General features: G+C 49.6%; 23 protein-coding genes. 20 read left to right on the top strand and 3 right to left on the bottom strand.

The features are described from left to right. Positions 1 to 29: 29 nt before the first annotated feature. The 14 genes from B7991_RS01435 (at position 30) to B7991_RS01370 (ending at position 13253) form a co-directional block, all read left to right on the top strand. Positions 30 to 2573 carry an ATP-dependent helicase gene (locus tag B7991_RS01435; protein ID WP_088629264.1) on the top strand — a complete coding sequence of 848 codons (2544 nt, stop codon included), beginning with the start codon at positions 30 to 32 and terminating at the stop codon, positions 2571 to 2573. Between the two features lie 210 nt (positions 2574 to 2783). Next, positions 2784 to 3401 carry an AgmX/PglI C-terminal domain-containing protein gene (locus tag B7991_RS01430; protein ID WP_217898026.1) on the top strand — a complete coding sequence of 206 codons (618 nt, stop codon included), beginning with the start codon at positions 2784 to 2786 and terminating at the stop codon, positions 3399 to 3401. A 260-nt stretch (positions 3402 to 3661) separates the two neighbouring features. Further along, positions 3662 to 4654 carry an Rpn family recombination-promoting nuclease/putative transposase gene (locus B7991_RS01425; RefSeq protein WP_088629262.1) on the top strand — a complete coding sequence of 331 codons (993 nt, stop codon included), beginning with the start codon at positions 3662 to 3664 and terminating at the stop codon, positions 4652 to 4654. An 84-nt stretch (positions 4655 to 4738) separates the two neighbouring features. Then, positions 4739 to 5020, top strand: coding sequence for an Asp-tRNA(Asn)/Glu-tRNA(Gln) amidotransferase subunit GatC (gene gatC, locus B7991_RS01420; protein ID WP_073422954.1), 282 nt, complete (start codon positions 4739 to 4741; stop codon positions 5018 to 5020). Positions 5021 to 5026: 6 nt separating this feature from the next. Continuing rightward, positions 5027 to 5779 carry a 3-deoxy-manno-octulosonate cytidylyltransferase gene (locus B7991_RS01415; RefSeq protein WP_088629261.1) on the top strand — a complete coding sequence of 251 codons (753 nt, stop codon included), beginning with the start codon at positions 5027 to 5029 and terminating at the stop codon, positions 5777 to 5779. Next, positions 5766 to 6239 carry a helix-hairpin-helix domain-containing protein gene (locus tag B7991_RS01410; RefSeq protein WP_254917798.1) on the top strand — a complete coding sequence of 158 codons (474 nt, stop codon included), beginning with the start codon at positions 5766 to 5768 and terminating at the stop codon, positions 6237 to 6239. The genes B7991_RS01415 and B7991_RS01410 overlap by 14 nt, the downstream gene beginning before the upstream one ends. A 33-nt stretch (positions 6240 to 6272) precedes the next feature. Continuing rightward, positions 6273 to 7184 (top strand): hypothetical protein, encoded by a 912-nt coding sequence (locus B7991_RS01405; protein WP_088629259.1) that lies wholly within the window; start codon positions 6273 to 6275, stop codon positions 7182 to 7184. Then, on the top strand, positions 7181 to 8167 hold the full coding sequence (locus B7991_RS01400) for a hypothetical protein (RefSeq protein ID WP_088629258.1): 987 nt from the start codon (positions 7181 to 7183) through the stop codon (positions 8165 to 8167). The genes B7991_RS01405 and B7991_RS01400 overlap by 4 nt, the downstream gene beginning before the upstream one ends. A gap of 1 nt (position 8168) precedes the next feature. After that, on the top strand, positions 8169 to 8711 hold the full coding sequence (rsmD, locus tag B7991_RS01395; RefSeq protein WP_088629257.1) for a 16S rRNA (guanine(966)-N(2))-methyltransferase RsmD: 543 nt from the start codon (positions 8169 to 8171) through the stop codon (positions 8709 to 8711). Positions 8712 to 8730: 19 nt separating this feature from the next. Further along, entirely contained in the window at positions 8731 to 9312 is a 582-nt protein-coding gene (gene coaD / locus B7991_RS01390; protein ID WP_176421735.1) for a pantetheine-phosphate adenylyltransferase, read from the top strand. Continuing rightward, the gene (locus B7991_RS01385) at positions 9299 to 10192 is read left to right on the top strand and encodes a rhomboid family intramembrane serine protease (protein ID WP_088629256.1); all 894 of its coding nucleotides are present in this window, start codon (positions 9299 to 9301) and stop codon (positions 10190 to 10192) included. Before coaD ends, B7991_RS01385 begins: the two co-directional genes overlap by 14 nt. Continuing rightward, on the top strand, positions 10192 to 11151 hold the full coding sequence (locus B7991_RS01380; RefSeq protein ID WP_088629255.1) for an adenosine kinase: 960 nt from the start codon (positions 10192 to 10194) through the stop codon (positions 11149 to 11151). The genes B7991_RS01385 and B7991_RS01380 overlap by 1 nt, the downstream gene beginning before the upstream one ends. Before the next feature lie 10 nt (positions 11152 to 11161). Then, positions 11162 to 11632, top strand: a complete 471-nt coding sequence (locus B7991_RS01375) for a hypothetical protein (protein WP_088629254.1) — start codon at positions 11162 to 11164, stop codon at positions 11630 to 11632. 43 nt (positions 11633 to 11675) lie between these two features. Beyond that, positions 11676 to 13253 carry a choice-of-anchor I family protein gene (locus tag B7991_RS01370; RefSeq protein ID WP_088629253.1) on the top strand — a complete coding sequence of 526 codons (1578 nt, stop codon included), beginning with the start codon at positions 11676 to 11678 and terminating at the stop codon, positions 13251 to 13253. Positions 13254 to 13264: 11 nt separating this feature from the next. Here B7991_RS01370 and B7991_RS01365 read toward each other — a convergent pair whose 3' ends face one another. Together B7991_RS01365 and B7991_RS01360 are read right to left on the bottom strand one after the other, a co-directional pair. Continuing rightward, positions 13265 to 15808 carry an ATP-dependent helicase C-terminal domain-containing protein gene (locus tag B7991_RS01365; RefSeq protein ID WP_088629252.1) on the bottom strand — a complete coding sequence of 848 codons (2544 nt, stop codon included), beginning with the start codon at positions 15806 to 15808 and terminating at the stop codon, positions 13265 to 13267. A gap of 171 nt (positions 15809 to 15979) precedes the next feature. Further along, entirely contained in the window at positions 15980 to 16444 is a 465-nt protein-coding gene (locus B7991_RS01360; RefSeq protein ID WP_088629251.1) for a hypothetical protein, read from the bottom strand. A 98-nt stretch (positions 16445 to 16542) separates the two neighbouring features. On the opposite strand from B7991_RS01360, the gene B7991_RS01355 reads away from it, so the two are divergent. From B7991_RS01355 to B7991_RS01345, 3 genes are all read left to right on the top strand, one after another. Beyond that, on the top strand, positions 16543 to 17811 hold the full coding sequence (locus B7991_RS01355; RefSeq protein WP_254917797.1) for a BamA/TamA family outer membrane protein: 1269 nt from the start codon (positions 16543 to 16545) through the stop codon (positions 17809 to 17811). Between the two features lie 126 nt (positions 17812 to 17937). Then, the gene (locus B7991_RS01350) at positions 17938 to 18528 is read left to right on the top strand and encodes an inorganic diphosphatase (RefSeq protein WP_088629249.1); all 591 of its coding nucleotides are present in this window, start codon (positions 17938 to 17940) and stop codon (positions 18526 to 18528) included. 231 nt (positions 18529 to 18759) lie between these two features. Next, the gene (locus B7991_RS01345; protein ID WP_088629248.1) at positions 18760 to 19236 is read left to right on the top strand and encodes a hypothetical protein; all 477 of its coding nucleotides are present in this window, start codon (positions 18760 to 18762) and stop codon (positions 19234 to 19236) included. Positions 19237 to 19333: 97 nt separating this feature from the next. Here B7991_RS01345 and galE read toward each other — a convergent pair whose 3' ends face one another. Next, positions 19334 to 20350: a UDP-glucose 4-epimerase GalE gene (galE, locus tag B7991_RS01340; RefSeq protein WP_088629247.1), complete on the bottom strand. Its 1017-nt coding sequence runs from the start codon at positions 20348 to 20350 to the stop codon at positions 19334 to 19336. Between the two features lie 57 nt (positions 20351 to 20407). On the opposite strand from galE, the gene B7991_RS01335 reads away from it, so the two are divergent. The 3 genes from B7991_RS01335 to B7991_RS01325 are packed head-to-tail and all read left to right on the top strand — an operon-like array spanning position 20408 to position 23040. Further along, on the top strand, positions 20408 to 21571 hold the full coding sequence (locus B7991_RS01335; RefSeq protein ID WP_014547163.1) for a mechanosensitive ion channel family protein: 1164 nt from the start codon (positions 20408 to 20410) through the stop codon (positions 21569 to 21571). Positions 21572 to 21592: 21 nt separating this feature from the next. Then, on the top strand, positions 21593 to 21856 hold the full coding sequence (locus B7991_RS01330; protein ID WP_014547164.1) for a chorismate mutase: 264 nt from the start codon (positions 21593 to 21595) through the stop codon (positions 21854 to 21856). Next, positions 21856 to 23040: a prephenate dehydrogenase/arogenate dehydrogenase family protein gene (locus B7991_RS01325; protein WP_088629246.1), complete on the top strand. Its 1185-nt coding sequence runs from the start codon at positions 21856 to 21858 to the stop codon at positions 23038 to 23040. The genes B7991_RS01330 and B7991_RS01325 overlap by 1 nt, the downstream gene beginning before the upstream one ends. Positions 23041 to 23043 lie beyond the last annotated feature (3 nt).

Here is a 23043-nt window from a genome sequence, read left to right as displayed (position 1 = left end):
CACATCTGTATATCGACTAGGAGTGCTAGATGGACGATTTTGTAGAATGCAATGTTGTTGATGATAGTGTTTTAGATAAAGAGTTGAACCCGGAACAGGCCGCTGCCGCGAAGAAAATCAACGGTCCGATGTTGATTTTGGCCGGTGCAGGTTCTGGAAAAACGCGTTGCATTACTTACAAGATTGCTCACTTGGTTTCGTACCACAAGATTGATTCCAATCGCGTGCTGGCTGTGACTTTTACGAACAAGGCCGCCCGCGAAATGAAGGACCGAATCCAGAAGCTTTTGAATTGTCGCAAGCCGTTCACGTGGATGGGGACGTTCCACTCCGTTTGCCTTAAGTTGTTGAAACTCTGCTTGGCGAAGGAATCTGTAATCAAGGCTCTTGGCGGCAAGTGGTTTGATGCAAACTTCTCCATTTACGATGATGATGACCAGAAGCGCATCCTCAAGGAAATCTTGAAGGACGATCTTGGCGACGATTATGACGTGAATGAATTGAAGAAGGTTCATAGCGCTATTTCTCGTTTCAAGAATACGGTCCTGTACAAGAACGACAAGGCGGTTTTGCAGACGCCTGATGTGGCTGCTTTGAATGCTGAATTTGCCGATGAAGAACGCAAGGCCCGCTATTACGCGGCTTATCAGAAAAAACTTGCGGAATCGAACGCGATGGACTTCGATGACTTGCTGTTCAATACGGTTCGAATGTTGCAGATGGTCCCGAATTTGGCGGAACAGCTGAGAATGCGTTTCCAGTACGTTGTTGTGGACGAATATCAGGATACGAACGACGTTCAGTATGAACTTTTGAAGTTGCTCATCAACAGGGATACGAAAAACGTAACGGTGGTGGGCGATGACGACCAGAGTATTTACGGTTGGCGTGGCGCGAACATCAAGATTATCCGTAACTTCCACCGCGATTTTGCTCCGGTGACGATTGTAAAGCTCGAACGCAATTATCGCTCAACTGCAAACATTGTGAAGGGCGCAGGTTCCGTGATTGCGCATAACGTCCGCCCTGCCGAAATGCAGAAAAACGTGTTCTCCAAGGAAGAAGCGGGCGAACTCATTCACGTGCGCTATTTTGAAGATGACCGTGCCGAAGCTTCGAACATTGCAAAGACTGTGGCGCAGGCGGGCCCTGATTTTTATGCCAAGACAGCAATTTTCTACCGTACGAACGCACAGTCCCGCGTGCTCGAAAAGGCGCTCAACGATTTGCGCATCCCGTCGGTGATTTTTGGCGGTACAAGATTCTGGGACCGCAAGGAAATCAAGGATGTGCTTGCCTACTTGCGCGTACTCGCGAACGAGAAAGACGATGCCGCCTATTTGCGCGTGATTAACACACCGCCGCGTGCCATCGGCAAGACGACTGTCGAAGGCGTACTCGCCAAGGTGAAAGCGGGCGAGGGGTCGTTCTGGGACAACTTATTGGCCGAGGCGAACGGCACGGGGCGCGGCGCTCCGAAGCTTAAGGTGTTTACCGACCTTGTGACGAACTGGAAGAACATGATGACTTCTGGCGAGTACCCGCTTCCGATTCTTGCTGAACATATTATCAATGATACGGGCTATAAGGACTTCTTGCGCAAGGAAGACGAAGTCACGGCTGACGAACGAATTGCGAACTTGGACGAAATGATTAACGCTATCCGCGAATTTGACGAAGAACATCCGGGCGCAACGCTCGATGCGTTCTTGCAGGATATTTCGCTTTTGACGGATGGCGACAAGAAGGTCGATACGTCGAAGGGCCTCGTGACGCTCATGACGATTCACATGGCGAAGGGCTTGGAATTCAATACGGTTCATCTGGCGGGTTGCGATGATGAAATCTTCCCGCTCGTGCGTGGGACTTCGATGCTCTCGATGGCTGAAATCAATGAGCAGATGGAAGAAGAACGCCGCCTGTTCTATGTGGGCTGCACCCGTGCCGAAAAGAAACTTTATCTGTACCATGCGGAACGCAGGTTCTTCCAGGGGAACATCCGTCCGTTTGCGCCGTCGCGCTTTCTTAAGGAATTGGATCCGTCCGTTGTCGACTTTACGCCGTGCTTGAATACGCGTCCGTCTGTTCCTGATTTTGTCGGCAATACGCGCTCCAAGCCGTCATACGGTTCGTACGGCTCGTCGAACTATGGATCTCGTCCGTCTTATGGCAATTCGGGCTCGGGCAATTCCTATGGAAATTCTTATGGCAATCGCTCGTTTGGCGGCTCCTCCCACGGCAGTAGCTTTGGCGGCTCCCGCAGCGGTTTTGGCGGGTCTTCGTTTGGTTCGCGCCCGGCGCCTGTGCCACAATCCATCAAGAAGAACGATAAGCATATTGTCTACCGCAATCCGGTGAAGGTCGTGAAATCGCCTGCTCCGTCCGGTCCAACAATCGAATACGATAATCCGTACCACGAGGGCGCACGCGTTCGCCATTCCAGGTATGGAACGGGCGTGATTATGAAGGCTTATGGCAGTGGCGACAACGCTCGTGTCGATGTGCGCTTCGACCGTGAGAACATGAACCGTACCATTATCCTCAAGTACGCTGCTCTGGAAGTGATTGGGTGATTGAGGTGTGAGGTCGCTTCGCTATGAGGCTTGAGGATCATTTAAACATGTGTGCTGTCTAACCTTGCATGTCATGCCCCGCTCCGACGGGGCATCTCCTTTCTACAGTCTTACATGTAAATTTTCATAAAAACGCTTGGCGTTGTTTTTGTGATTTTGTAAATGATATTCAGTGGTCATAAAGCTTGTAATACAGAATGTATGGTGAGTATGAAAATTTGTAAAATGGACGAGTTTATCATTGCGATTGTCATCGTATGTGTCGCCTTTGTATTTTCTGGATGTAATGAAGAAACTAGCCGACAGATGGAGTCTAGTAGTTCGGCTGTAACGAAGGAATCGGTAAAATTTCGAAGGATTAATGCAAAAATAGATTCTAATAGTAATTGGTATCGTCGTGGTAAGCCGATACCTGGCTTATGTATTTCTGTTGGGGAGACTTGTTTCCAATCTCCAGATGATCCTCATACAAGAATTAAATATAAGGGAACCATTAAGTTACCTTCTATAAGTGATATTGATTTCAAGTATGAAAAGAAGGCTTCTCGTTCTGCTTCGGATATTGTGAAAATTATTCGTCAACGGAAATCGGGACTTCACTTTACTTATTACAAACATCTGAGAAAAAATCCTGGAATTAAAGGTAAAATTACCTTAAAATTCACAATTGCTCCAAAAGGTGAAATTTCTGATATTTCCATCGTTTCCTCTACAACTCAAAATCGCAATTTTGATGCGGAAATACTAGAAAAAGTAAGCCATTGGAGGTTTAACTCAACAAAATACGGCAAAACAACCGTTACAATGCCGTTGACCTTTACTGAATGAATTTTATTTGCAAACGGTTGTTTGTAGAACAACCTGCTACTCGGTCATGTCAACTCAAGCAAGCTTGATTGCCGCGACACTCGTGCAAACGGTTGTTTGCAAAATGGATGCTCTGCAAAACGCCCCCTTGTTTTTCTTGAACGACTTTGTTAGATTATAATCAACAGTTTTGATGAACTGAGTTTTTTATATCGTTTTCTATATCCTTTCTTAAATCATTTGCTATATGAACTGATTTCTTATAAGAGAAAGGAAATTTCATGGACATTGAAGAAAAACAGCTGAAAAAGCCTCACGACGCTTTTTTCCGTTGGCTGTTTGCAGATTCAAATCACCTTAGGTTGTTGCTTGAACTTGCTGGAAAAGTAAATGTTGACGTGGCGGATTTTCTCGCTGCGGTAAATTTGGACACTCTTGTCCGCATTCCGGATTCGTATTCCGAAGTGTACGAAACAGGCGATGCGGATTTGGCTTTCCGCGTGAACGTCGCTACGGGAGCGCCCGTATTTGTGGGAATTCTCGTGGAACACAAGTCCGGCCGTGATGCCGACACGTTCAATCAGCTTGCTCGCTACGTGCGCTCCGTGATGAAACGCTTCGATGAAGGTCGCCTGTTTGATGGACTCCCGACGATGGCGATGATATTCTACAATGGACGTGATAACTGGAACCCGCTAGAGTTGCTTGAAAAGGACTATCCTGCATATTTTCACGGCATGGTTTTGCCGTTCCGCTGTGCGTTCGTGAACATGTCCGACATCCCAAACAGCGATTGTCTCGCTTGCGAAGATGTAACGACTGGCTTTGGTATTGCGGCGATGGCGCATGCTTACGACAAGGATGCCATCCTTGATATATTTAACCGGTTCAAGCCGAGATTGCGAAAAATGCCAGACAAGGAGTGCTCTTGTTTGCTCGAAAAAATAAGTCTATATTTAGCAGAGTATCTCGGTAAAGAAGTTATGAAGGAGTTGAACATGGCTTTCAAGAGCATTGGACAAAAGTACGGATTCGTCAGTGCCGGCGATTCATTCCGTCAGGAGATTGCTGATGCGCGCACTGAAGAACAAGCCAAAGCGCAAAAGCTGATAGATGAAGAACGTCAAAAAGCCGAGAACGCTAAAGCAGAATTGGTGCAGAATCGTGACGACACTGAAACTGTTTTGCGTGAAATGGGAATATCCGATGAACAAATTGCTGAAATGCAAGCCAAATTAGATGTTCTTCGTCAAAGTCGACAATCTCATGGATAACTTACTTTGGGTATACCGAGGAACAAATCTTAGCGGAGTAGAAAAAATTTTCTATCTTGCATCCTGTAAAAAAAGAGGTTTTTTATGCTTGAACGTGAAGAAGTTTTGAAGCTCGCGAAGTTGTCTCGCTTGAGCATTGCAGAAGAAGATATTCCGGCAATCAAGGGTCACTTGGACAAGATGCTCGACCATCTCGAAGCATTGAAGGCTTTGGACCTTTCTAACGTGGAACCGATGACCGCTGTCGAAAACGGCGCTACCATCCTCCGCGAAGACGTGCCGGTCCAGGGCTTTACGCTCGAACAGGCTTTTGCAAACGCTCCGGCCGTCGAAAACGACCACTTCGCCATCCCGAAGGTGATGTAGTTCGCCTTGAACAAGGTCAGTTGCATCGTTCCGGCCCGCATGGGCTCTTCCAGATTCCCGGGGAAACCTCTCCTGAAGCTCAACGGCAAGGAGATGATTGTCCGTACCATGGAACGAGCGCTCCTTGCGGATTGCTTTGACCGCATTGTCTGTGCGACGGATAGCGCTGAAATCGAAACGGTGGTCAAGGCGGCAGGCTTTGACTGCGTGATGACTGGCGAATGTGCAACTGGTTCTGACCGCGTGGCGGAGGCCGCCAAAAAGCTTGGCCTCGACCTGGTCGTGAATCTTCAGGGCGACGAGCCTCTCGTTGAACCTTCCGTGCTCCGCGATGTCGCGAAAGACCTCTCGGAACACTCCGACTGCTGGGTGACGGTCGCATGCCCGTTGAACCCCGCAGAAGCTGAACTCAAGACCGTCGTGAAAGTGCTCGTGCGCGACGGTGTGGCTGTTGACTTTACAAGGTCCGTGCCGCCTGCAGAAGCGAACCGCTGGTTCCAGCACCAGGGCATTTACGCATACTCCCGCGAAGCCCGCGACGAGTTTGCATCGCTTCCGCAGAACAAAATTGAGCAGGAACGCTCGCTGGAGCAAATGCGAATCTTAGGGCGCCGCCCGATCCGCATTGTCCAGAGCGTGTACCCGAGCATCTCTGTGGATGTCCCGTCGGACGCGACCCACGTCGAGAATATTTTATTAGATCGTTTGCTATATCCTTCTCTAGATGAACCTTTCAGAAAAGGCAATGAACGCTTCTGAAAAAAGAATTCTCAAACTCGCAATAATCCTCTTTACTATTGGCTTAACCGTCCGCTACCTCCCGTGGGGACTCCCGTCTATTGAGACATTCGAAGTCGGTGACGCTATTATTGTCGCCAATGCGCCTCCGGGTGCGTTTTCTGATGCAGTCCCGGTTGCAGATGCTAGTACAGTCCAGACTTACGATACCGACAAAGTAATACCAATTGCTGATCCCGGCCCGAAATCGACCGAGCATCACCGTAAGGCGAAGAAAAAAGTCACGCTCCCGCTCCATATTAATACTGCGAGTGCAGACGACTTGTGCGCGCTAAAAGGGGTGGGGCCCAAGCTTGCCGAAAAAATTATTGAGCAAAGAACCGCGTCTGGGCCGTTCAAAGGGCCTGCGGACCTCAAAAAAGTGCATGGAATTGGAAAGAAAAAGCTTGAAAACATGTTACAATCGATAATTTTTGATTAGTTTTAGGATATAAAACTTTACATAAGCATATTTATGAGCGAAACGAAGTTATACCTAGGTATTGAAGTTGGCGACACTTCTATGAAGGTTGCCCTTGTAGACGCTTCAGCAAAGAAGGTTGTCAAGGCTGCTGTCCTCCCGTCGGAGAGCAACCCTATTTACGATATTTTCCTTTTTGAAAGCATGCTCCAGCAGTGGGTGGATGAAAACGAGATCAAGGATGTTGTGGCGACTTCGGTCACGATGCCTGCGACGATGTCGATTATCCGCAAGGTCTATGTGCCACAAGAAGCTGTCGCTAACAAGGCGCAGTATTTGAAGTGGTACATGGAACTGTTTACTAATGCCGATGTGAGCGCCTATATCGTGGACTCCAAGACGCTAAGTGGTGACGATTCCCTGGGTTATAACGAATTGATCATGGCTGTCCGCAAGGAATGGGTCGAAGCTCTGCGCAAGGGTTTCCGTTCCCGAATGCTTGCTCCAAAGTCTTTGGAAGTCGATGTGCTTTCGCTCATGAACGTGATGGATGTTGGCGAAAAGATCAAGGATGCCGTTTGCGTGGTGAAGGCTGACTTTGCCGGTGTGACACTTGCCTGGATGCGTCGTGACGAGCTCCTTGCATTGCGTTGCGTTTCGACTCTTTCGATGGTCGGCAAGACCGAAGATACGGCTTATCCGATTCTTGCAAACGAGATTGTAGAACAGATGAAACTGGTCCAGACGGAAAATGCCATTAGTGGTGTAACTGACGTGCGTCTGTGTGGTGAGATGGCTTCGAACGAACAGTTCGTGAATACTCTCACGAGCAAACTGGGTGATTACCAGGTGTCGCTTATGTCTGGCTTGTCTCAGCTCCCGTGTGACGAAAGCGTGAACCCCGTCGACATGATTTGCTGTATTGGTGCTGTTGGCGCTGCTCTCAATCAGATGGAGGGTGTATGATTCACATGAACCTTATTGCGGTGGCGGAAAGAAATTCCTCCATCGGTAGTGTCTCGCAGCATGTGCATGTGACGAACGTTGCGGACGTGGAACGCCGTTATAAGAGAAAGTATTTGACGGTTGCTGTTGCTGCGTTGTTTGCTGTTGTCGCTTTTAGTTGCTACTTGAGCGTCTGGGGTGTTCCCTCTGCGTTGGATGGCGTTTTCCCGGATTCCTACCTCAACTTGATCGGGGCGAAGGGCGGTTCTGTGGCCAAGACGGCCGCTGCCGGTCCGACCGCCGAAGAGATTGCAAAACAGCAGGAAGCCGTGGCGAAGGCTCGTGCGGCAATGTCTGTCAGGGATATTGTTGGCGAGATTAAGCCCGAGGTCTTGTTTAATAACAAACGAACGAGCTACAATAGTTACTTGCCGCTCGAAAAGCTTTCGTACCAGAAGACTTCCTTGGCTCAGTTCCTGTCGTTCCTCAATACAGCTGTACCGGATGATATCGGTTTTTCGGAATGCGTGTTCCAGGCCCCGAACTACTATTATCTCCGTGGTATTGCGATGAAGGCTTCTTCGCAGCATACGCTTATGGATAGGCTCAAGGCTGTAAGTAAACAGCTCCAGACGCCGATTGCCTCTGAAGCGGCGACCGAAGTGGCTGCATTTGGCCAGTTCTCTGTGCCGCAGGTGCGCCTTGATGCCGTGCGCGGTTTTGTTCCGGCTGCGGAAGTTGCAGCAGAAGTCAAGGCTCTTAAATCGCTTGCGGCTTCGAACAAGGTGCAGCTGAAGGGTACTGAAAAGCCTGTCGTCGAAGATTTTGGCGTGTACAAGCGCTATACGTACAACGTTACGACAACGTCGGACTTTGCTGAATTGCTGAACTTCTTGAACGCCTTTGCAAATTCACCAATCCGCATGGGTGTGCCGAAGACCGATCTTAGATTTGCAAAGAAGTTCCTCGTCACGTCTCTGCGTGTCGAAATGCTTGTCCGCTAATATGCCGATTCGTATTACTGGCGGTTCTTTGCGGGGGCGCAATATCGAGTCCCCGGATACCATGAAAACACGTCCGACAGCTTCCCGCACGAGGGAAGCTCTCTTTAACATTTTGCAGGGCGTCGACGGATTCCGCATGTTGGACCTTTTTGCCGGCAGTGGCATTATGGGCCTTGAGGCGCTGAGCCGTGGGGCTGCAAGCGTTACTGCTGTGGAACTTGCACGCCCGCAGGCGAAGATGATTGAACGCTCGTACAAGTCGGTTGGCATGGATTCCAGGCTTAAGCTTTTGGAAACGAGCGTACTCACGCTGAAAAAGGAAATTGTCTGTGCCGAAGGCGGTTTTGACTTGATTTATGCAGATCCGCCGTTCAAGGACATGGAATACCCGGACTTGCGCCCGTTTATCGAGTGGTTGAACCCGGGCGGCGTGGCTGTTTTTGAAGCTCCGAGCCGCAAGTTGCCCGAATGGGCTGAAGGTGACGATTTTCAGGGGCAAGTTCGCCGCTATGGCGAGTCATCGCTGATTATTTTCAGGGCGTGATTTTTGTAAATTATACCACATGGTGTGGAATTCTAAAGCAAAGAAAAAAATGGCTATGGAGGATGGTTGTGGACGCCGTGTTGCGGTGTTTGCAGGCTCCTTTGACCCGTTTACTGTTGGACACTTTGACCTTGTAAAACGTGCCGCAGGCATTTTTGATTCCTTGATTGTGCTTGTCGCCCAGAACGCAAACAAGAAAAACTTGTTTGACGCCGAAACGCGCAAGGCGATGATTGAGGTTGCTGTTTCTGAATTCCCGAATGTTTCTGTCGATGTTTATGGCGGATTGACGGTCGATTTTATGAAGTCTGTCGGGGCGCATTATCTGTTGCGCGGGATCCGCAATTCGGCTGACTTGGATGCAGAACAGGCGGTCGCCTGGAACAACAAGGTCATCTACGGTGATGGCGATGTCGAGACGGTGCTTTTGCTCAGTGCGCAGGAACATCTTGTGGTGAGTAGCTCCCTTGTGCGAGAACTCCTCGAGTGCGGTGCCGGAAAGAGCCCAGCCGAGCAGAAACGCCTTATCTCTAATTATGTGCCGAAGAACATGGTATCCATGCTTTTAAAAGAGTTTAGGAAAAAATATGAAGCCATTTAAATATTTACCCAAGGCCTTGCAGACGCTTTTAATTGCGAATGCGGCTGTATTTATTATCGCATTCCTGGGACGCGGACTTGAAATCAACCTGGGCGCCGGTTACGGAAGCCTTACGGATTACATCAGCTATTATGGCGCATTTATGCCGAGAGTCCCGCTTGAACTGTGGCGCTACGTGACGTACATGTTCATCCACTTTGACTTTATGCATTTCTTCTTCAATATGCTGATGCTCTGGATGTTCGGTTCCGAAGTGGCAGAATGGATGGGGTCGCGTCATTTTATCTCGATGTACTTTTTCTGCGGAATCTTTGCGGCGCTGTTCAGCTTCTTCATGTGCTTGCTCGGGCTTACGAACAATCCGATTATCGGTGCGTCTGGCGCCTTGATGGGTGTCTTTGTCGCTTACTACAAGTTCTTCCCGGATCGTGTCATCCTCATGTTCTTTGTCATCCCGATGCGAATCAAGAACGCCATGTGGGTGATGATTGCGCTTGATATTCTCTTTGCAAATTCGGGGGACATGATTGCACACTTTGCCCACTTGGGCGGTGTCGTGGCCGGGTTCCTTTACATGGCGGTTTTCCAGAACGGTCCGAAGGTGCTTTATCATTCTCCGCTTTCGGCTATTTTCCGTTTGTTCTCCCGGAATCCAGAAAAGTATGATCAAGGAAATTCGGGAACGCGCTCTTATCGGAGTGACCGTGTAGAAGAACCGGAAGTTCTCGAAGGTGAAGTGTTCTACGTAGATGAACAGAAACGCATGGACGAAATCCTCAAGAAGGTGGAACGCAGTGGTATCCAGTCCTTGAGCGAATCGGAACGTGAATTTTTATTAAAAGCGGGTGACCGTTTGCGTCGCCGTCGCGGAGGATTCTAATGAAGAAAGTTCTTGGTATGGGCGCTGCCCTTGTCGATATTTTGGCTAACGTGAGTGATGAATGGATTCAAGCTCAGGGTGTACAGAAGGGTGGCATGAACATGGTCGACTGGCCGCAGATGGAAAAGTTCCTTGGCGCTCTCGACAATCCGATTCGCGTGCCGGGTGGCTCGACTTGCAATACCATGGTGGGTCTTTCTCGCTTGCACGGCAAGGCTGCCTTTATTTCGAAGATTGGCGATGACGAACTTGGCAAGCTTTTCCAGGAACACTTGAAGAATAACGGTGTGGAATCGAAGCTCGGGATGAGCGATGTCGCTACGGGCTGCGTGTTCTCTGCCGTGACTCCGGATGCCCAGCGCTCCATGTGGACTTATCTTGGCGCTTCGGACTTCCTCGGTTCGGATGACTTTACTCCGGCTCTCTATGACGATGTGGGACTCCTTTACGCTGAAGGCTACCGTGCTTTTAATGGCGAATGCTTCAAGAAGTCGTTTACGCTCGCTCGTAGCCTCGGTGTCGAAACCGCTCTCGACTTTAGCTCGTTCGGTGTGGTCGAAGCTTGCCGCAAGCTGTTCGATGAACTCTTCGAAGAAAAGATGATTGATATTATCATCGCTAACGAAGATGAAGCTTTTGCTTATGCAGGTGTCAAGGAAGAAGCTGCTCTCGAAGTCTTGGCGAAGAAGGCTAAGGTCGCGGTCGTGAAGATTGGCAAGCGCGGTGCCTTGATCGCTAAGGATGGCGTGGTAACTCGCGTGTCTGCGGGTGCTGCAAAGGCTATCGATACGACGGGTGCTGGTGACCTCTGGGCATCGGGTTTCCTCTACGGTTACATGAACGGCTGGGATATGGAACGCTCGGGCAAGCTCGGTAGCATTGTCTCGAACGAAGTTGTTCAGGTGATGGGCGCCCAGATTCCGGAAGAAGGCTGGCAGCGCATTTACGCCCAGATGTAATTGAGGGTATATGGTTTCTGTTGTTCGTTCTTTTGTGAAGTCGTGGGCTTTGTGCTCTTTGCTCGTGCTTGCTTTTGCCGGAGTTGTAAATGCAGCTGATTCGAAAACTGCAGGTAGTGCTGCAGAAAATGCGGCGGAAAAGGCAGAGCTTGTTGCAGAAATTGCTGTGCGCGATAGCGTGATGGCGGTTCACGACAGTGCCTGTACTGTAGAAAAGCAGTCTTTGCGTTCGGATCTCGAAGTGGAAAAGGCCAAGTGCGAAAACTGGGAACAGAGCTACAACACGCTTAAGAAGAACAACGAAACCTGTGCCAAGGCTTTGAGTGTTGCTGTCCAGGCTACTCAAGAGCAAATGGAACAGCAGAAAGCTAAGGAAAAGGTCGACAAGGAAAAAGAAAATACGGACCGCATGATGACTGGTGCATCTATGGCGGCTAGCTTTGGACTTGGCATGTTAATCATGTGGCTTATTCTTGATTAAATTTATTAAGTGATAATCTAGGCTGGATTACGCAGGAGTTGAAATGAAAAGAACCGCTTTGGTCATGAGCCTGCTTCTGTGTGCGGGTTTCTCATTTGCAAAAAAGTCGGATGTCCCGGCAGGGCCGTTCCATTTGCGTTCGACGCTGAAGCAGATTGCTTCTGTTCCCATGACGACTGCTGAAATTTCGGCATACATGCCCGAAAAGAAGGTGCTGTTCGTTGTTGGCGGCGAGAATGTCCTCGAAGTCGTTGACATGGCTAGTCCTGCATCGCCGAAAAAGATAAGCGAAATGAAGTTGCCGGGTGGCGCCTCTAGCGTGACTGTTTATGGTGACCTCGTGGCCGTTAGCCTCTTGAACAATCCTGAATGGAAAATGGGACATGTGCAGGTGATGCGCTATAACAAGAAACTTGAAGTTCTTGGAAAGCATGAACTGTGCTACATGCCTGACATGATTACGTTTACACCGGATGGTGCGAATTTGCTCGTGGCATGCGAAGGTTCTCCGGATGAAACTTTCGCGGAAGACCCGGAAGGCGGCATTGGCGTTTTGTCGATTGCAGGCGTGAATGTGTCGAGTGCTGCTGAATTGGCTAGAGCTTGGAAAAAGCCGCAGAAGACGGTTGTCGGATTTGGCGAACTCGATTCGCTTGCTCTGATGGCAAAGGGCGTTCGTAAGACGGGTGTGAAGAGCTTTGTGCAGTCGCTTGAACCGGAATATATTACGGTTTCCGAAGATTCTAAAACGGCGTGGGTGAGCTTGCAAGAGAACAATGCTCTTGTGAAGTTTGATGTGGCCGCCAAGAAAATTTTGGATGTATTCCCGCTTGGATATGTGGACCATTCAAAGCCGGGATTTGGTCTGGACATCAAGAAGAACAAGCAAATTGAGATTAAAAACTATCCGTTGCGCGGCTTGCGCCAGCCTGATGGAATTTCTGCGTTCACTGTGAATGGCAAGACGTTTGTGCTTACGGCCAATGAAGGCGCTCCGGTCAATGATTACAAGGCTTGGACGGATGTGACGACTCCGATGATGCTTGCCCAGAATGGCTTGCTGGATCCGAGTGTGTTTACGGCTGAAGTGCTCGAAGATGTGAAGAACATTTCTGTGAGCAATTTGGAACGCTGCAATGTAGCTCCGGATAAGACGGAGAATGGCAGATGCCCTTACATGTATAGCTTTGGAACGCGCTCGATAAGCATTTTCGATGGCGAAACGGGGCACCTGATGTGGGATTCTGGCGACGCTTTTGAACAGACAATGGCTCAGATGGCGCCTGATTACTTTAACTGGAATTCCAAGAAGGGTAAAGTCAAGATGGATGCTCGCAGTGAAGACAAGGGCTGCGAACCGGAAAACGTGACGACGGGTATTGTGGGCGATAAGCGCTATGCTTTTGTTGGTCTAGAACGCACGAGTGGTGTTGCCGTGTTTGACATTACGGGAATCGAGAGCGGGAATGCTCCGAAACTGGAAGATTTCTATTTAGACCCGAAAGATCGCGGTCCTGAAGGCATCTTGTTTATCCCTGCAGAAAAGAGCCCGAACGGTGAACCGCTTTTAGTTGTAGGCTACGAGTACAGCAAAACTCTTGCTGTGTATAGCGTGAAGTAGCGCTCCGCACATTACATGACCGTTTCCGGCCACGGGTGCTTTGGATAGCGCCCGCGGAGTTCTTTACGGACTTCGGCGTAGGTGTTCTGCCAGAAGCTTGTGAGATCCCATGTTTTTTGAATCGTGCGGAAGTTCGGTGCGAGAATGTCGTAACGCACTTTGAGCTTGTTGTCTGCGATTTTGTGCTCGCCGCGGAGCTGCATAAAGTCTTCGATGCGTGCAGATATCTCAACGAGAACGCCGTCTGCGCTTTGTACAATCTTGCCGCTGCTCTGTTCATCAGCGGTGGCGACTTCTTGATAGCTGTAACGGGCTCGCTTGCCATTGGGCAATACGTAATGATCGGGGAACGTTTTTTGCAACCATGCGAGCATGGACTTGCCGAAGTAATCTTCGACAATGTTGCGGTAACGGTCTTCGTTGATGTCGCGCAAAAGGAATATGCCGTCCGTAAGCTCGTTTAGAATAAGCTCCATATCCTCGTCATTGAATTCGGGGAGGCCGTATTCCGGGTAAAGCTTTGCCGCAAGGCGCATCTTGATAAGGAGCGTCTGGATGTTTTCGGTGAGATAACGGCCGGTCCAGTTTTCTTTTTCGAGCTTGTCGCGCCAAGCATCGGCTGTGAGCTCTTTGAGCTTTTCGAGGACTTTGGGCGATGCTTCTTGCGGGAGGATTTCTTTGCGGCTTGTTTCGCGGACGTCGCCATTGGGACTTTCGCTTTCGTGAATCTCGATGCCGATAAAGCGTTCTTGACCGCTACGCCATAACAGTTCATAGCGAATGTTTTCGCTTTCGCCGCCGAGCAATTCTTTGGGCACAGGAGCGTAAAGGCTCACGCGCAGTTCGGATTTGCTGCCGCCACCTGTGCGGAGCATAGAGAGCGCGAGCAATGCGTATGGCGGCTCTGATACTTGCAAACGGATGGTGTTGCCGTTGCTTAACTTGTAAACGTTACCGCTTGGAGTGGCGAGAGCATCCGGGAATGCGGCGAGAAGCTGTTGCGCCATGAAATGTGAGGACGGAGAGTAAACGGGCATCTCCTTTAATGAGTCGCGGAAGTCGCGGAGCTGCTTTAGCGTGAACGAAACTTCTCGCGGAATGTTGATGGCTTTAGAAAGAGTATCGCTTGCGAGCGTGAACAAGTTGAGCGTGTCTTTAGATTTCTGTACAAATTCTGTGCCGGAATGGATCCAGGCCATGGCGGCTAGGAGCAAGTCGGGGAGGTCTGCGGCGCTTGTTGCTTTTGCTAAAATCAATGCGAGCGGAATGCTTGAAATCGGTGTTTGAATGGCTCGCTTGCCGAGTTCCGTGATGTGACCGTCTTGCAACATGCCGAAGTTATTGAGCATCGATGTGGCGACTCTTTCGCGCGCTTCTGGAATCGCCGTGGGCAGTTTTATTCCCGCTCTCTCATCTGACTCAAGCGCTGCTTTTTGCAATAGAAATTCCGAGGGCTCGATTTGCAAGACTTCGGGCACGATGCCTTGTGGCATGTGCTTCTCGGCATCTTCGGTCCAGAGGCGGATGGCGCAACCGTTCTGTGTACGGCCACTACGGCCACTGCGCTGGATGGCGTTCTGCAACGAAATTGGGAGCGTGCGGAGTACGTTTACTTTTTCGCTATCGTCATATTCACTGACGCGTTCGATACCGCTATCGACAACACCTGTCACATTTGGAACAGTGATAGACGTTTCTGCAATGTTGGTCGTAAAGATGACGCGCGGACGTTCCGTTTCTTCGAAAATGCGGTCTTGCGTTTCTCGGTCTTGGCCGCCGTAGAGTTCAAGGAATTCGGCGACATTGTCGCCCAGAGCTTCGCTCGCGGCGGTGTGGCATTTGGCAATTTCTGCTTTACCCGGCAAGAATACGAGCGTTGTCTGCCAAACGTTATTGCGGTACAAAGTGCGCAATGCGCGGACAACTTCGCTTTCGATTCCCTGACCTGCGCTGATGTTTACGCCTGCGGCGGGTTTCTGGTGAAGAATTTGTACGGGATAAAGCGGATGCCCGAGTTCCAGACATTTGACGCCGAGCGCTTGTTCCATTTCTTCGCGGTTGAGCTTTGCACTCATGACGGCGATTCTTGGCGCTTTGATACTTTCACTACCTGAAGTTTGGCTTGCTGCTTGCAATTTGAGCAAGTACGCAAAGAGCAGGTCCATGTCGGCTTTGCGTTCGTGGTATTCATCGAAGATGACCCATTCCGCATTCATCTTGCCGTGCAGAAGCTCCTGCAAAAAGTTACCGTACGTTTGGAACAAGATTCTCGTAGCGCTGGATTTGCAACTGTCTTGGCGGAACTGGTAACCGACGGTCTTGCCGCAGGGCTCGTTGTGGAGCTTTGCTGAGTACTGCGCGAGGGCGAGGGCTGCGATGCGTCTCGGTTGCAATACGACAATGCGACCGCTAAAGTGATTGCTCAAGAACCACGGGATGTACAAAGACTTACCGCTACCGGTGGGCGCTTCGACGAGCAAGTTGTTCGTCTTGTTGACGGCGTCTACGAGCTTTTGTTCTTCTTCGGCAATGGCTAAATCTTTGTACGTGCGCATTGTAGATGTTCTCTTTAGGTTTCTTTAAACAACAGACCCCGGCGCATTGACCGGGGTATATAAAAGAAGATTTAACTGGATCCTTCGCTGCTTCGCCACTCAGGATGACGTAATGGCTTCGCCACTCAGGATGACGTAATGGCTTCGCCACTCAGGATGATTTCCTACTGACTAAGCCTTCGGGTATCTCAGCTTTTCACCAGTAGCGGCGTCAATGTAAGGCGGCTTGCCTTCGCGGAACTTCTGGTTGATGACCAAGTTCTGGAGTCTCCTACGGATGCCAGCTTCGGTCTTGCAGAAGAAGAACACGACCTTGTTTGTACCCGGAACCTGGAACACAGCAAGCTTGAACTTCTGAGAAACGGCGCGACGGAAAAACTTCACATCTTCTTTCTTCGGGATGACCTGATCGCTGCCCGGCTTGATTTCGCAAATCATGTCGGCATCGGCGAGCAAAGCCTTGGACTTCTGCTGGAGAGCGAGGAAGTTCGGTTCGGTGCTCTTGCGGATGTTTTCCATGTTGAACGGGCTTCTGGCTTTCAGGCCCTTGAGCGCACCACGGATAACAAAAAATAAAGCGACGACCACGACCAGAATAATCAGGTAGGGCCAGTTGTTTGCTAAAAAGTCTAACATAATCACCTCAATTTGGTGCCTCAAATATAGCAATTTTTGTGAGCTTCGCAAAAAACGCTAGCGAATGCCTTTTGTATCTTTGATTCGTGAAATTTTTTGTGAAGACTTTTTTGTTAGCGGGGATAGTTTCCGCTTTTGTATCTGCAAACGCCGCCGAAACAGATTCGCTGCGTGTGGATTCTGACCAATGTGTTGATGGAGCAAAAATCGAATCGATTGAGTTTGAAGGCTTGGAACATACGAAGCCGCGTGTGGTGTGGCGCGAACTCACGCACAAGGTTGGGGGCGAATTTTCGCAGAAGACTTTTGAGTCAGAGAAGCTTCGCCTGCAAGACCTAGACCTCTTTACGGATATTTACGTTTCTTGTAAAAATGGGAACGTAGTTTATAATTTCAAGGAAATCTTTCGCTGGATCCCGTCGCCGGCTGGCAAAAAGACGGACCGCGATGGTCTCATGCTGGGGCTTGCCCTTGCGAACCTGAATGTGCTGGGCGAAGACATCCGTGCCGAGGTGCAGTTCCGTACCGCCATTGACCCGTTCTTCGAAAATAACGAGTACGCCTTTTACGCAAGTTCCCCGTATTTGTTCGGGCTCCCGTTGGGTTGGAATTTTGAATTTTTGCGGACGGATAGCTGGGATGACCTTCGTGGTTTTCAGGATGCGACATGGTTGCTTAGTTTAGATGTGAACTGGAAACTGCTTTCGCATTTTTCAATTCTCGGCAAAACCGTGTACCGCTATTTAGAAAAGGGACCTGGCGTGTTGCCTGAATTTGGGCTTGGCTTTGCTGTGGACTACCGCGATAGCGAACTTGATACGCGTAAGGGAATTTATTTTGAAAGTGACGTGACGCATGTTGGCGTTGGCGGCAAGCGTGGCGAGAATTTTGTTGAGTTCCTGGAAGATGCTCGAGCCTATTACACGTTTGGTCGATTTGTCACGGGGGCGACCGCACTTGTTCGCTTGCGTCCGGGCGATGTAAAAAAATATGATTATTACTATCACGGCGGAGCAAATACGTTCCGTGGGCACGAGTCCGATTCGTTGCATTTGGGTGTCCATGAGATGCTTTTGACGTTGGAAGAACGTTTTGTTTTGCGCGAGCGCCGTCCGGCTTCGTTGTGGGGTGTTAACTTCTTCTATGGTATTCAACTGGTGGCGGGCTTAGATGCAAGCGTGCTTTGGGATAAAGGTACTCCTGGCTGGAAAAAATATGAAGGCGCTGTCTATGGAGGCTTGCATGTCGTAATCCCGGCGCTGGACCGAATCCGCTTTGAAGTGGGGTACAGCCCGGATCATGGTGAACCGGTGTTCTATTTTGGCCTCTTTGACAAGGTGACCTCGGCACGCTGGCGGAGCAGGTAATTCAGAGTTTGGATTTGAAGGCTCTTTGGTAAAAAAAGACTTTACAAATTCCGAATAAATACTAAATTAGGGATTATATTTGTAATAAAAAGATAATGAGGCTCAACGTGGGCCGACGGAGAATAAATGGCTATTAACTATTTGGATCTTCCAATTGGACGCAAGTATCCCTATGAAGTGGATTGCGTCGTGGAAATCGGTAAAGACACGAACTTGAAGTATGAATACGACGAACGCCTGCATGTGTTCCGTCTTGACCGTTGCCTCTTGAGCTCTATGAGCTACCCTTGCACGTATGGTTTTATTCCGAGCACCAAGGCTGACGATGGTGATGCTTTGGATATGCTCATTTACAGCCCGGCATCCATGATTACGGGGACGGTTTGCACTTGTCGCGTGATTGGAGCGCTTGACATGACCGATGGTGGCAAGAAGGACTACAAGGTTTTGGGCGTGCCGGTGTTCAACCCGCGTCCGTTCTGCGACATTACTGATGTGGACCAGATGTTCCTCCGCATTACAAAGAACTTCTTCCAGAACTACAAGGAACTGGAAGGCAAGGACGTGCAAATTGGGGATTGGATGAATGCTGCTTTTGCTCGTGAAAAGGTGATTGCGGCTCACAAGGCTTACTTTCAGAACCAGGTCCAGGTGCCGGAATCCTGCTACCAGGAACCTGAACATGACGAAAAGATAACTGCTGAGGAGTTGATATAAGCCGAGCGTCGCGGGAGACCGCTTGCGGGCTCACATGACCGAGGCGCAATATCTAGAAAAACAACGAAGTTGTTTTTTATTTATCTAAAGTCTTGGAATTTGCTCGTTATAAAATTTGCCTATGGTCTTGTCTTTGATGGCAAGACCATTTTTTTTAAGAATTTGTTGGTTTTGTTACAAAATATTTAATATATTATTTTTGTTGTAACAATTAAAGTAGATAGAGGTTTTATGAACAAGCTTATGCTTACCTGCGCGATGTCGCTCATGCTGCTTAGCACGTCTGCTATGGCATTGACGATTAACGTTGAACCGAAAAAGGAGGAAAAATCTCGTGTAGCACCGCCTCCTCCGCCACCTCCTCCTTCGGCTAGGGTGGTCACCTGCAAGTTTGCAGAACCGAAGTGTGACCGTCATGACAGAATTCATGCTGAACGTTACAACAACGATCAGAAGATGTATAGCCGTGGCGAATGCTATCGTGGTGAAAAGGAACGTAAGTTTGACTTCTACTGCGATAACGGTGATGTCTGGATGCAGATTGATTACCGTCGCGACCGTGCTGACCGTATTGAATGCAAGGATCCGAAGCGTGGCAAGTTCTTTGCTGCTCGCAGCGTTCGCGAATGCGAAGATCTTCATCGTGACTACAATCGTCCGGAACCGCCTCGTAAGCACCATCACGACCGTCGAGACTACCGCGACTAAGTTTGCGTAAAATTTTTAGCGAGCGTAGGCTCGCTTGCTGAAATTAAAAAGCCTCTCGCTTAAAGCGGGAGGCTAAATTTTTTGCAGGGAGGAGGGATTAGCCCTTGTAACCCTTGGGATTGTTCTTTTGCCAGTTCCAGGCGTCACGGCACATTTCTTCGATGCCGTATTGTGCCTTCCAACCGAGTTCGTCGAATGCCTTTTGCGGGTTGCAGTAGCAAGTGGCGATATCGCCTGCGCGACGCGGCTTGATGCTGTACGGAATCTTGACGTTGTTGACCTTTTCGAAAGCTTTTACGACGTCGAGCACGGAATAGCCATGACCTGTACCCAAGTTATAAATAGCGAGCCCGCACTTGCGTTCAATAGCCTTGAGTGCGCTCACGTGGCCAGAGGCGAGGTCGCAGACGTGGATGTAGTCGCGGACACCTGTGCCATCCGGGGTATCGTAGTCATTGCCAAACACGCCGAGTTCCTTGCGGAGACCGACTGCGGTCTGTGTGATGTATGGCATTAAGTTGTTTGGAATTCCGTTCGGGTCTTCGCCGATACGTCCGCTCGGGTGTGCGCCAATTGGGTTGAAGTAACGGAGCAAAACGATGTTCCATTCCGGGTCTGCTTTTTGCACGTCGCGGAGGACTTCTTCGAGCATGGACTTTGTCTGTCCGTAGGGGTTGGTGCATTGGCCCTTGGGGCAAGCTTCTGTAATAGGAATTTGTGCCGGGTTGCCGTAAACGGTTGCCGAAGAACTGAAAATGAGGTTCTTGCAGCCGTGATTACGCATGGTATGGAGCAACACGAATGTGGCGTTCATGTTGTTTTCGTAGTATTCGAGCGGCTTTGCGACGGATTCGCCGACGGCCTTGAGCCCTGCAAAGTGGATGCAGGCGTCGAACTTGTTTTCGCTGAAAATCTTGTCCATGGCGGCAGCGTCACGGACGTCTGCCTTGACGAACGGAATGGGGGAGCCAACTAGCTCTGCTACGCGGCGGAGCGATTCATCGCTTGAGTTTACAAGGTTATCGACAACGACTACGGAATGACCCGCTTTGTAGAGTTCGATGATGGTGTGGCTTCCGATATAGCCTGCGCCACCCATAACAGCTATTTTCATGATTGCTCCAATGATAAAAGTTCGGTGCATAATATACGAAATTTTTAGATTGTAGATATGAACGATTACTATCAATTTGCAATACTTTCAGCTGTCGTTGTGGCGGTTTATGCTTTTTTGTATTTCGTAGTGCATCCGCTTGCGAAATGGATTGCGATAAAGACTCCGAACAAGTTTGATGACTTGCTTGTGAAAAAGAAAGTGATTTCTCGTGCGCTCTTTTTTGTGCCGGTGATTATTCTGGTGCAGTCGTTCCCGTATGTGCTCGCGAAGGGCCATTGGCTTTATGAATTTTGTGAACATATCGGAAATATTTTGTTCACGGTAGCAGCATTCTTGCTCGCGAGTGCTGTGCTTGACGTCATCGAAAGCCTGAATGAACGCAATGTGAAAATGAAGTTGCGCCCGATGCGCGGCATTTTCCAGGCCATTAAACTTGCGATGTTCTGTGTGGCGACCATCCTTGTGGCTTCACAGATTGTGAATAAAAGTCCGGTGATTATTTTGTCGACTTTGGGCGCCATGGCAACGGTCTTGTTGTTGGTTTTCAGGGACTCGATTCTTGGCTTGGTCTCTGGAATCCAAATAAACTTGTCGGACCTCTTGCGCAAGGGCGACTGGATTGAAATTGAACGCCACCATGCTGATGGTTCGGTCATTGACATTACGCTTACATCTGTGAAAGTACGTAACTGGGACAATACGGTTTCGGTGATTCCGGCGTACGACTTGATTACGAATTCGTTCCGCAACTGGCGTGGTATGCAGGAATCGGGCGGTCGCCGCATCAAGCGTTCGCTTTTCATTGACCAGCAGAGCATCCGCTTTTTGACGCCTGAAGAAATTGAAAAGTTCATGAAGATTGATGTGCTGCGCCCGTACTTGGAACAAAAGTTAAGTGAAATCGGTGAAGGTTCGGGTGTGTCGGAAAATGTCACTGTGACAAAGCTGAATGGCCGCCATTTGACAAACATCGGAACGTTCAGGGCTTACTGCACGGCGTATCTCCGCAGCCGTAAGACGATTGCTCAAGACATGACGCTTATGACGCGACAGCTTGCGCCAACGCCGACCGGGCTCCCGCTTGAAATCTATGCATTTGCCAATACGGTGGAATGGATCGAATACGAAAATATCCAGTCCGATATTTTTGATTTTCTGATTGCATCGCTCCCGGAATTTGGGCTTTCGCTGTACCAGTACGCGAACCGTGTGCCGTAATTTTTTTCTACATTCGTTAATATGGATATTAATGAATGGCGCATTCGCATTGACGAACTTAATGATGAACTGATGTCGCTCCTCAACAAGAGGGCTACATACGCTGCTGAAATTGGGAAAATCAAGAAACAGAAAGGTTTGCCCGTTTTTGATGAAGGTCGCGAACAGTCTGTCTTGAATTTGGTCGCCGAGAAGGCCGCAAAGGCCGGTGGCCCGCTTTCTCCGGAATCGTTCCAGAATATTTTCCGTGTCATCATGGAAGAAACTCGCAAGGTGGAAGAATAATGGTTGCCCGCATTACTATGGTGGGGTTTGGTCTCTTGGCAAGCTCGATTGCTGCTGCTATCAAACAGGCTGAGCTCCCGACGAAGATTCGAGCCGTGAGTTCTCCTGCAACGCTCAAGCGTGCTCGTGAACTTGAACTTGCCGATGAATTTTTTGAATACGACGAGACTGAAAAATGGGCGAAGGATAGCGACCTGATTTTGCTCTGTGCGCCGATCCTCCACATTTTGAAGATGATTGATGCGCTTGGTAAAGTTTCGTGGGCAGGTGCTAATGCTGGCCGAGAAATCTTGGTGAGCGATATCGGTTCGACAAAGGTTGAAATTTGCAAGGCGGGCGTGCGCTTGCCCTCTCCGTTCCGCTTTGTCGGTAGCCATCCGATGGCGGGTTCTGAAAAACGCACTTGCGAATACAACGATCCTGCGATTTTTGAAAATGCATATTGGTTTGTCTGCCCGCCAGATGGAACGCCTGAATCTGTTTATGCCCCGCTTTTGGAAATTATCCGCTTTGTGGGCGCAAATCCTGTCGTGTTCCCGCCGGAACATCACGACCGCACGATGGCATGGGTGAGTCACATGCCGCAGATGCTGAGCTCAACGCTTGCCGGGAACTTGCCGGAACGCTTGCTCAAGCACAACTACCAGCATTTTGCAGGCCGCGCTTTCCGCGACATGACGCGTATTGCCGCCTCGGGCTGGGGAATGTGGCATGATATCGCCGTGACGAATCGCGACGAGACGACTCGCGCCCTTTGCGAAGTCCGTGATGGTCTCGACAAGACGATTGCGGCGATGAACGGACTCAACGTCGTGAAGGACGGTAAGCCTGCTTCGGGTAATTTTGAAAATGACGAGCATAGCGTGGTTGCCGATAATTCGCAGGCGCTTGCTGATATTTTCAAGGCGGGTAACGATGGACGTGCGAGCTTATTTGCTCCGGGTCGCAATAACACCAACTCGTTCTACGAAATTACGGTCCAGCTCAAGGATAAGCCGGGCGCTCTGTTGAGCGTGATGCAGCCACTTGCCGAAGAAGGCATCAACATTCGCGACATAGAACTCATGAAAGTCCGCGAAAATGTGGCGGGTACGCTTTTGCTTGCGTTCAAGACTCAAGAAGAAGCGGCCCGTGCCGTGAAGACGCTGCAATATTTGGAATACGAAGTTAAAGAAAGACGTTAATTT

It is taken from the genome of Fibrobacter sp. UWB3 (genome assembly GCF_002210405.1).
GTDB lineage: Bacteria > Fibrobacterota > Fibrobacteria > Fibrobacterales > Fibrobacteraceae > Fibrobacter.
Note: the sequence above shows the minus strand (reverse complement) of the source record. Positions and strands in the feature narration are given on the sequence as shown.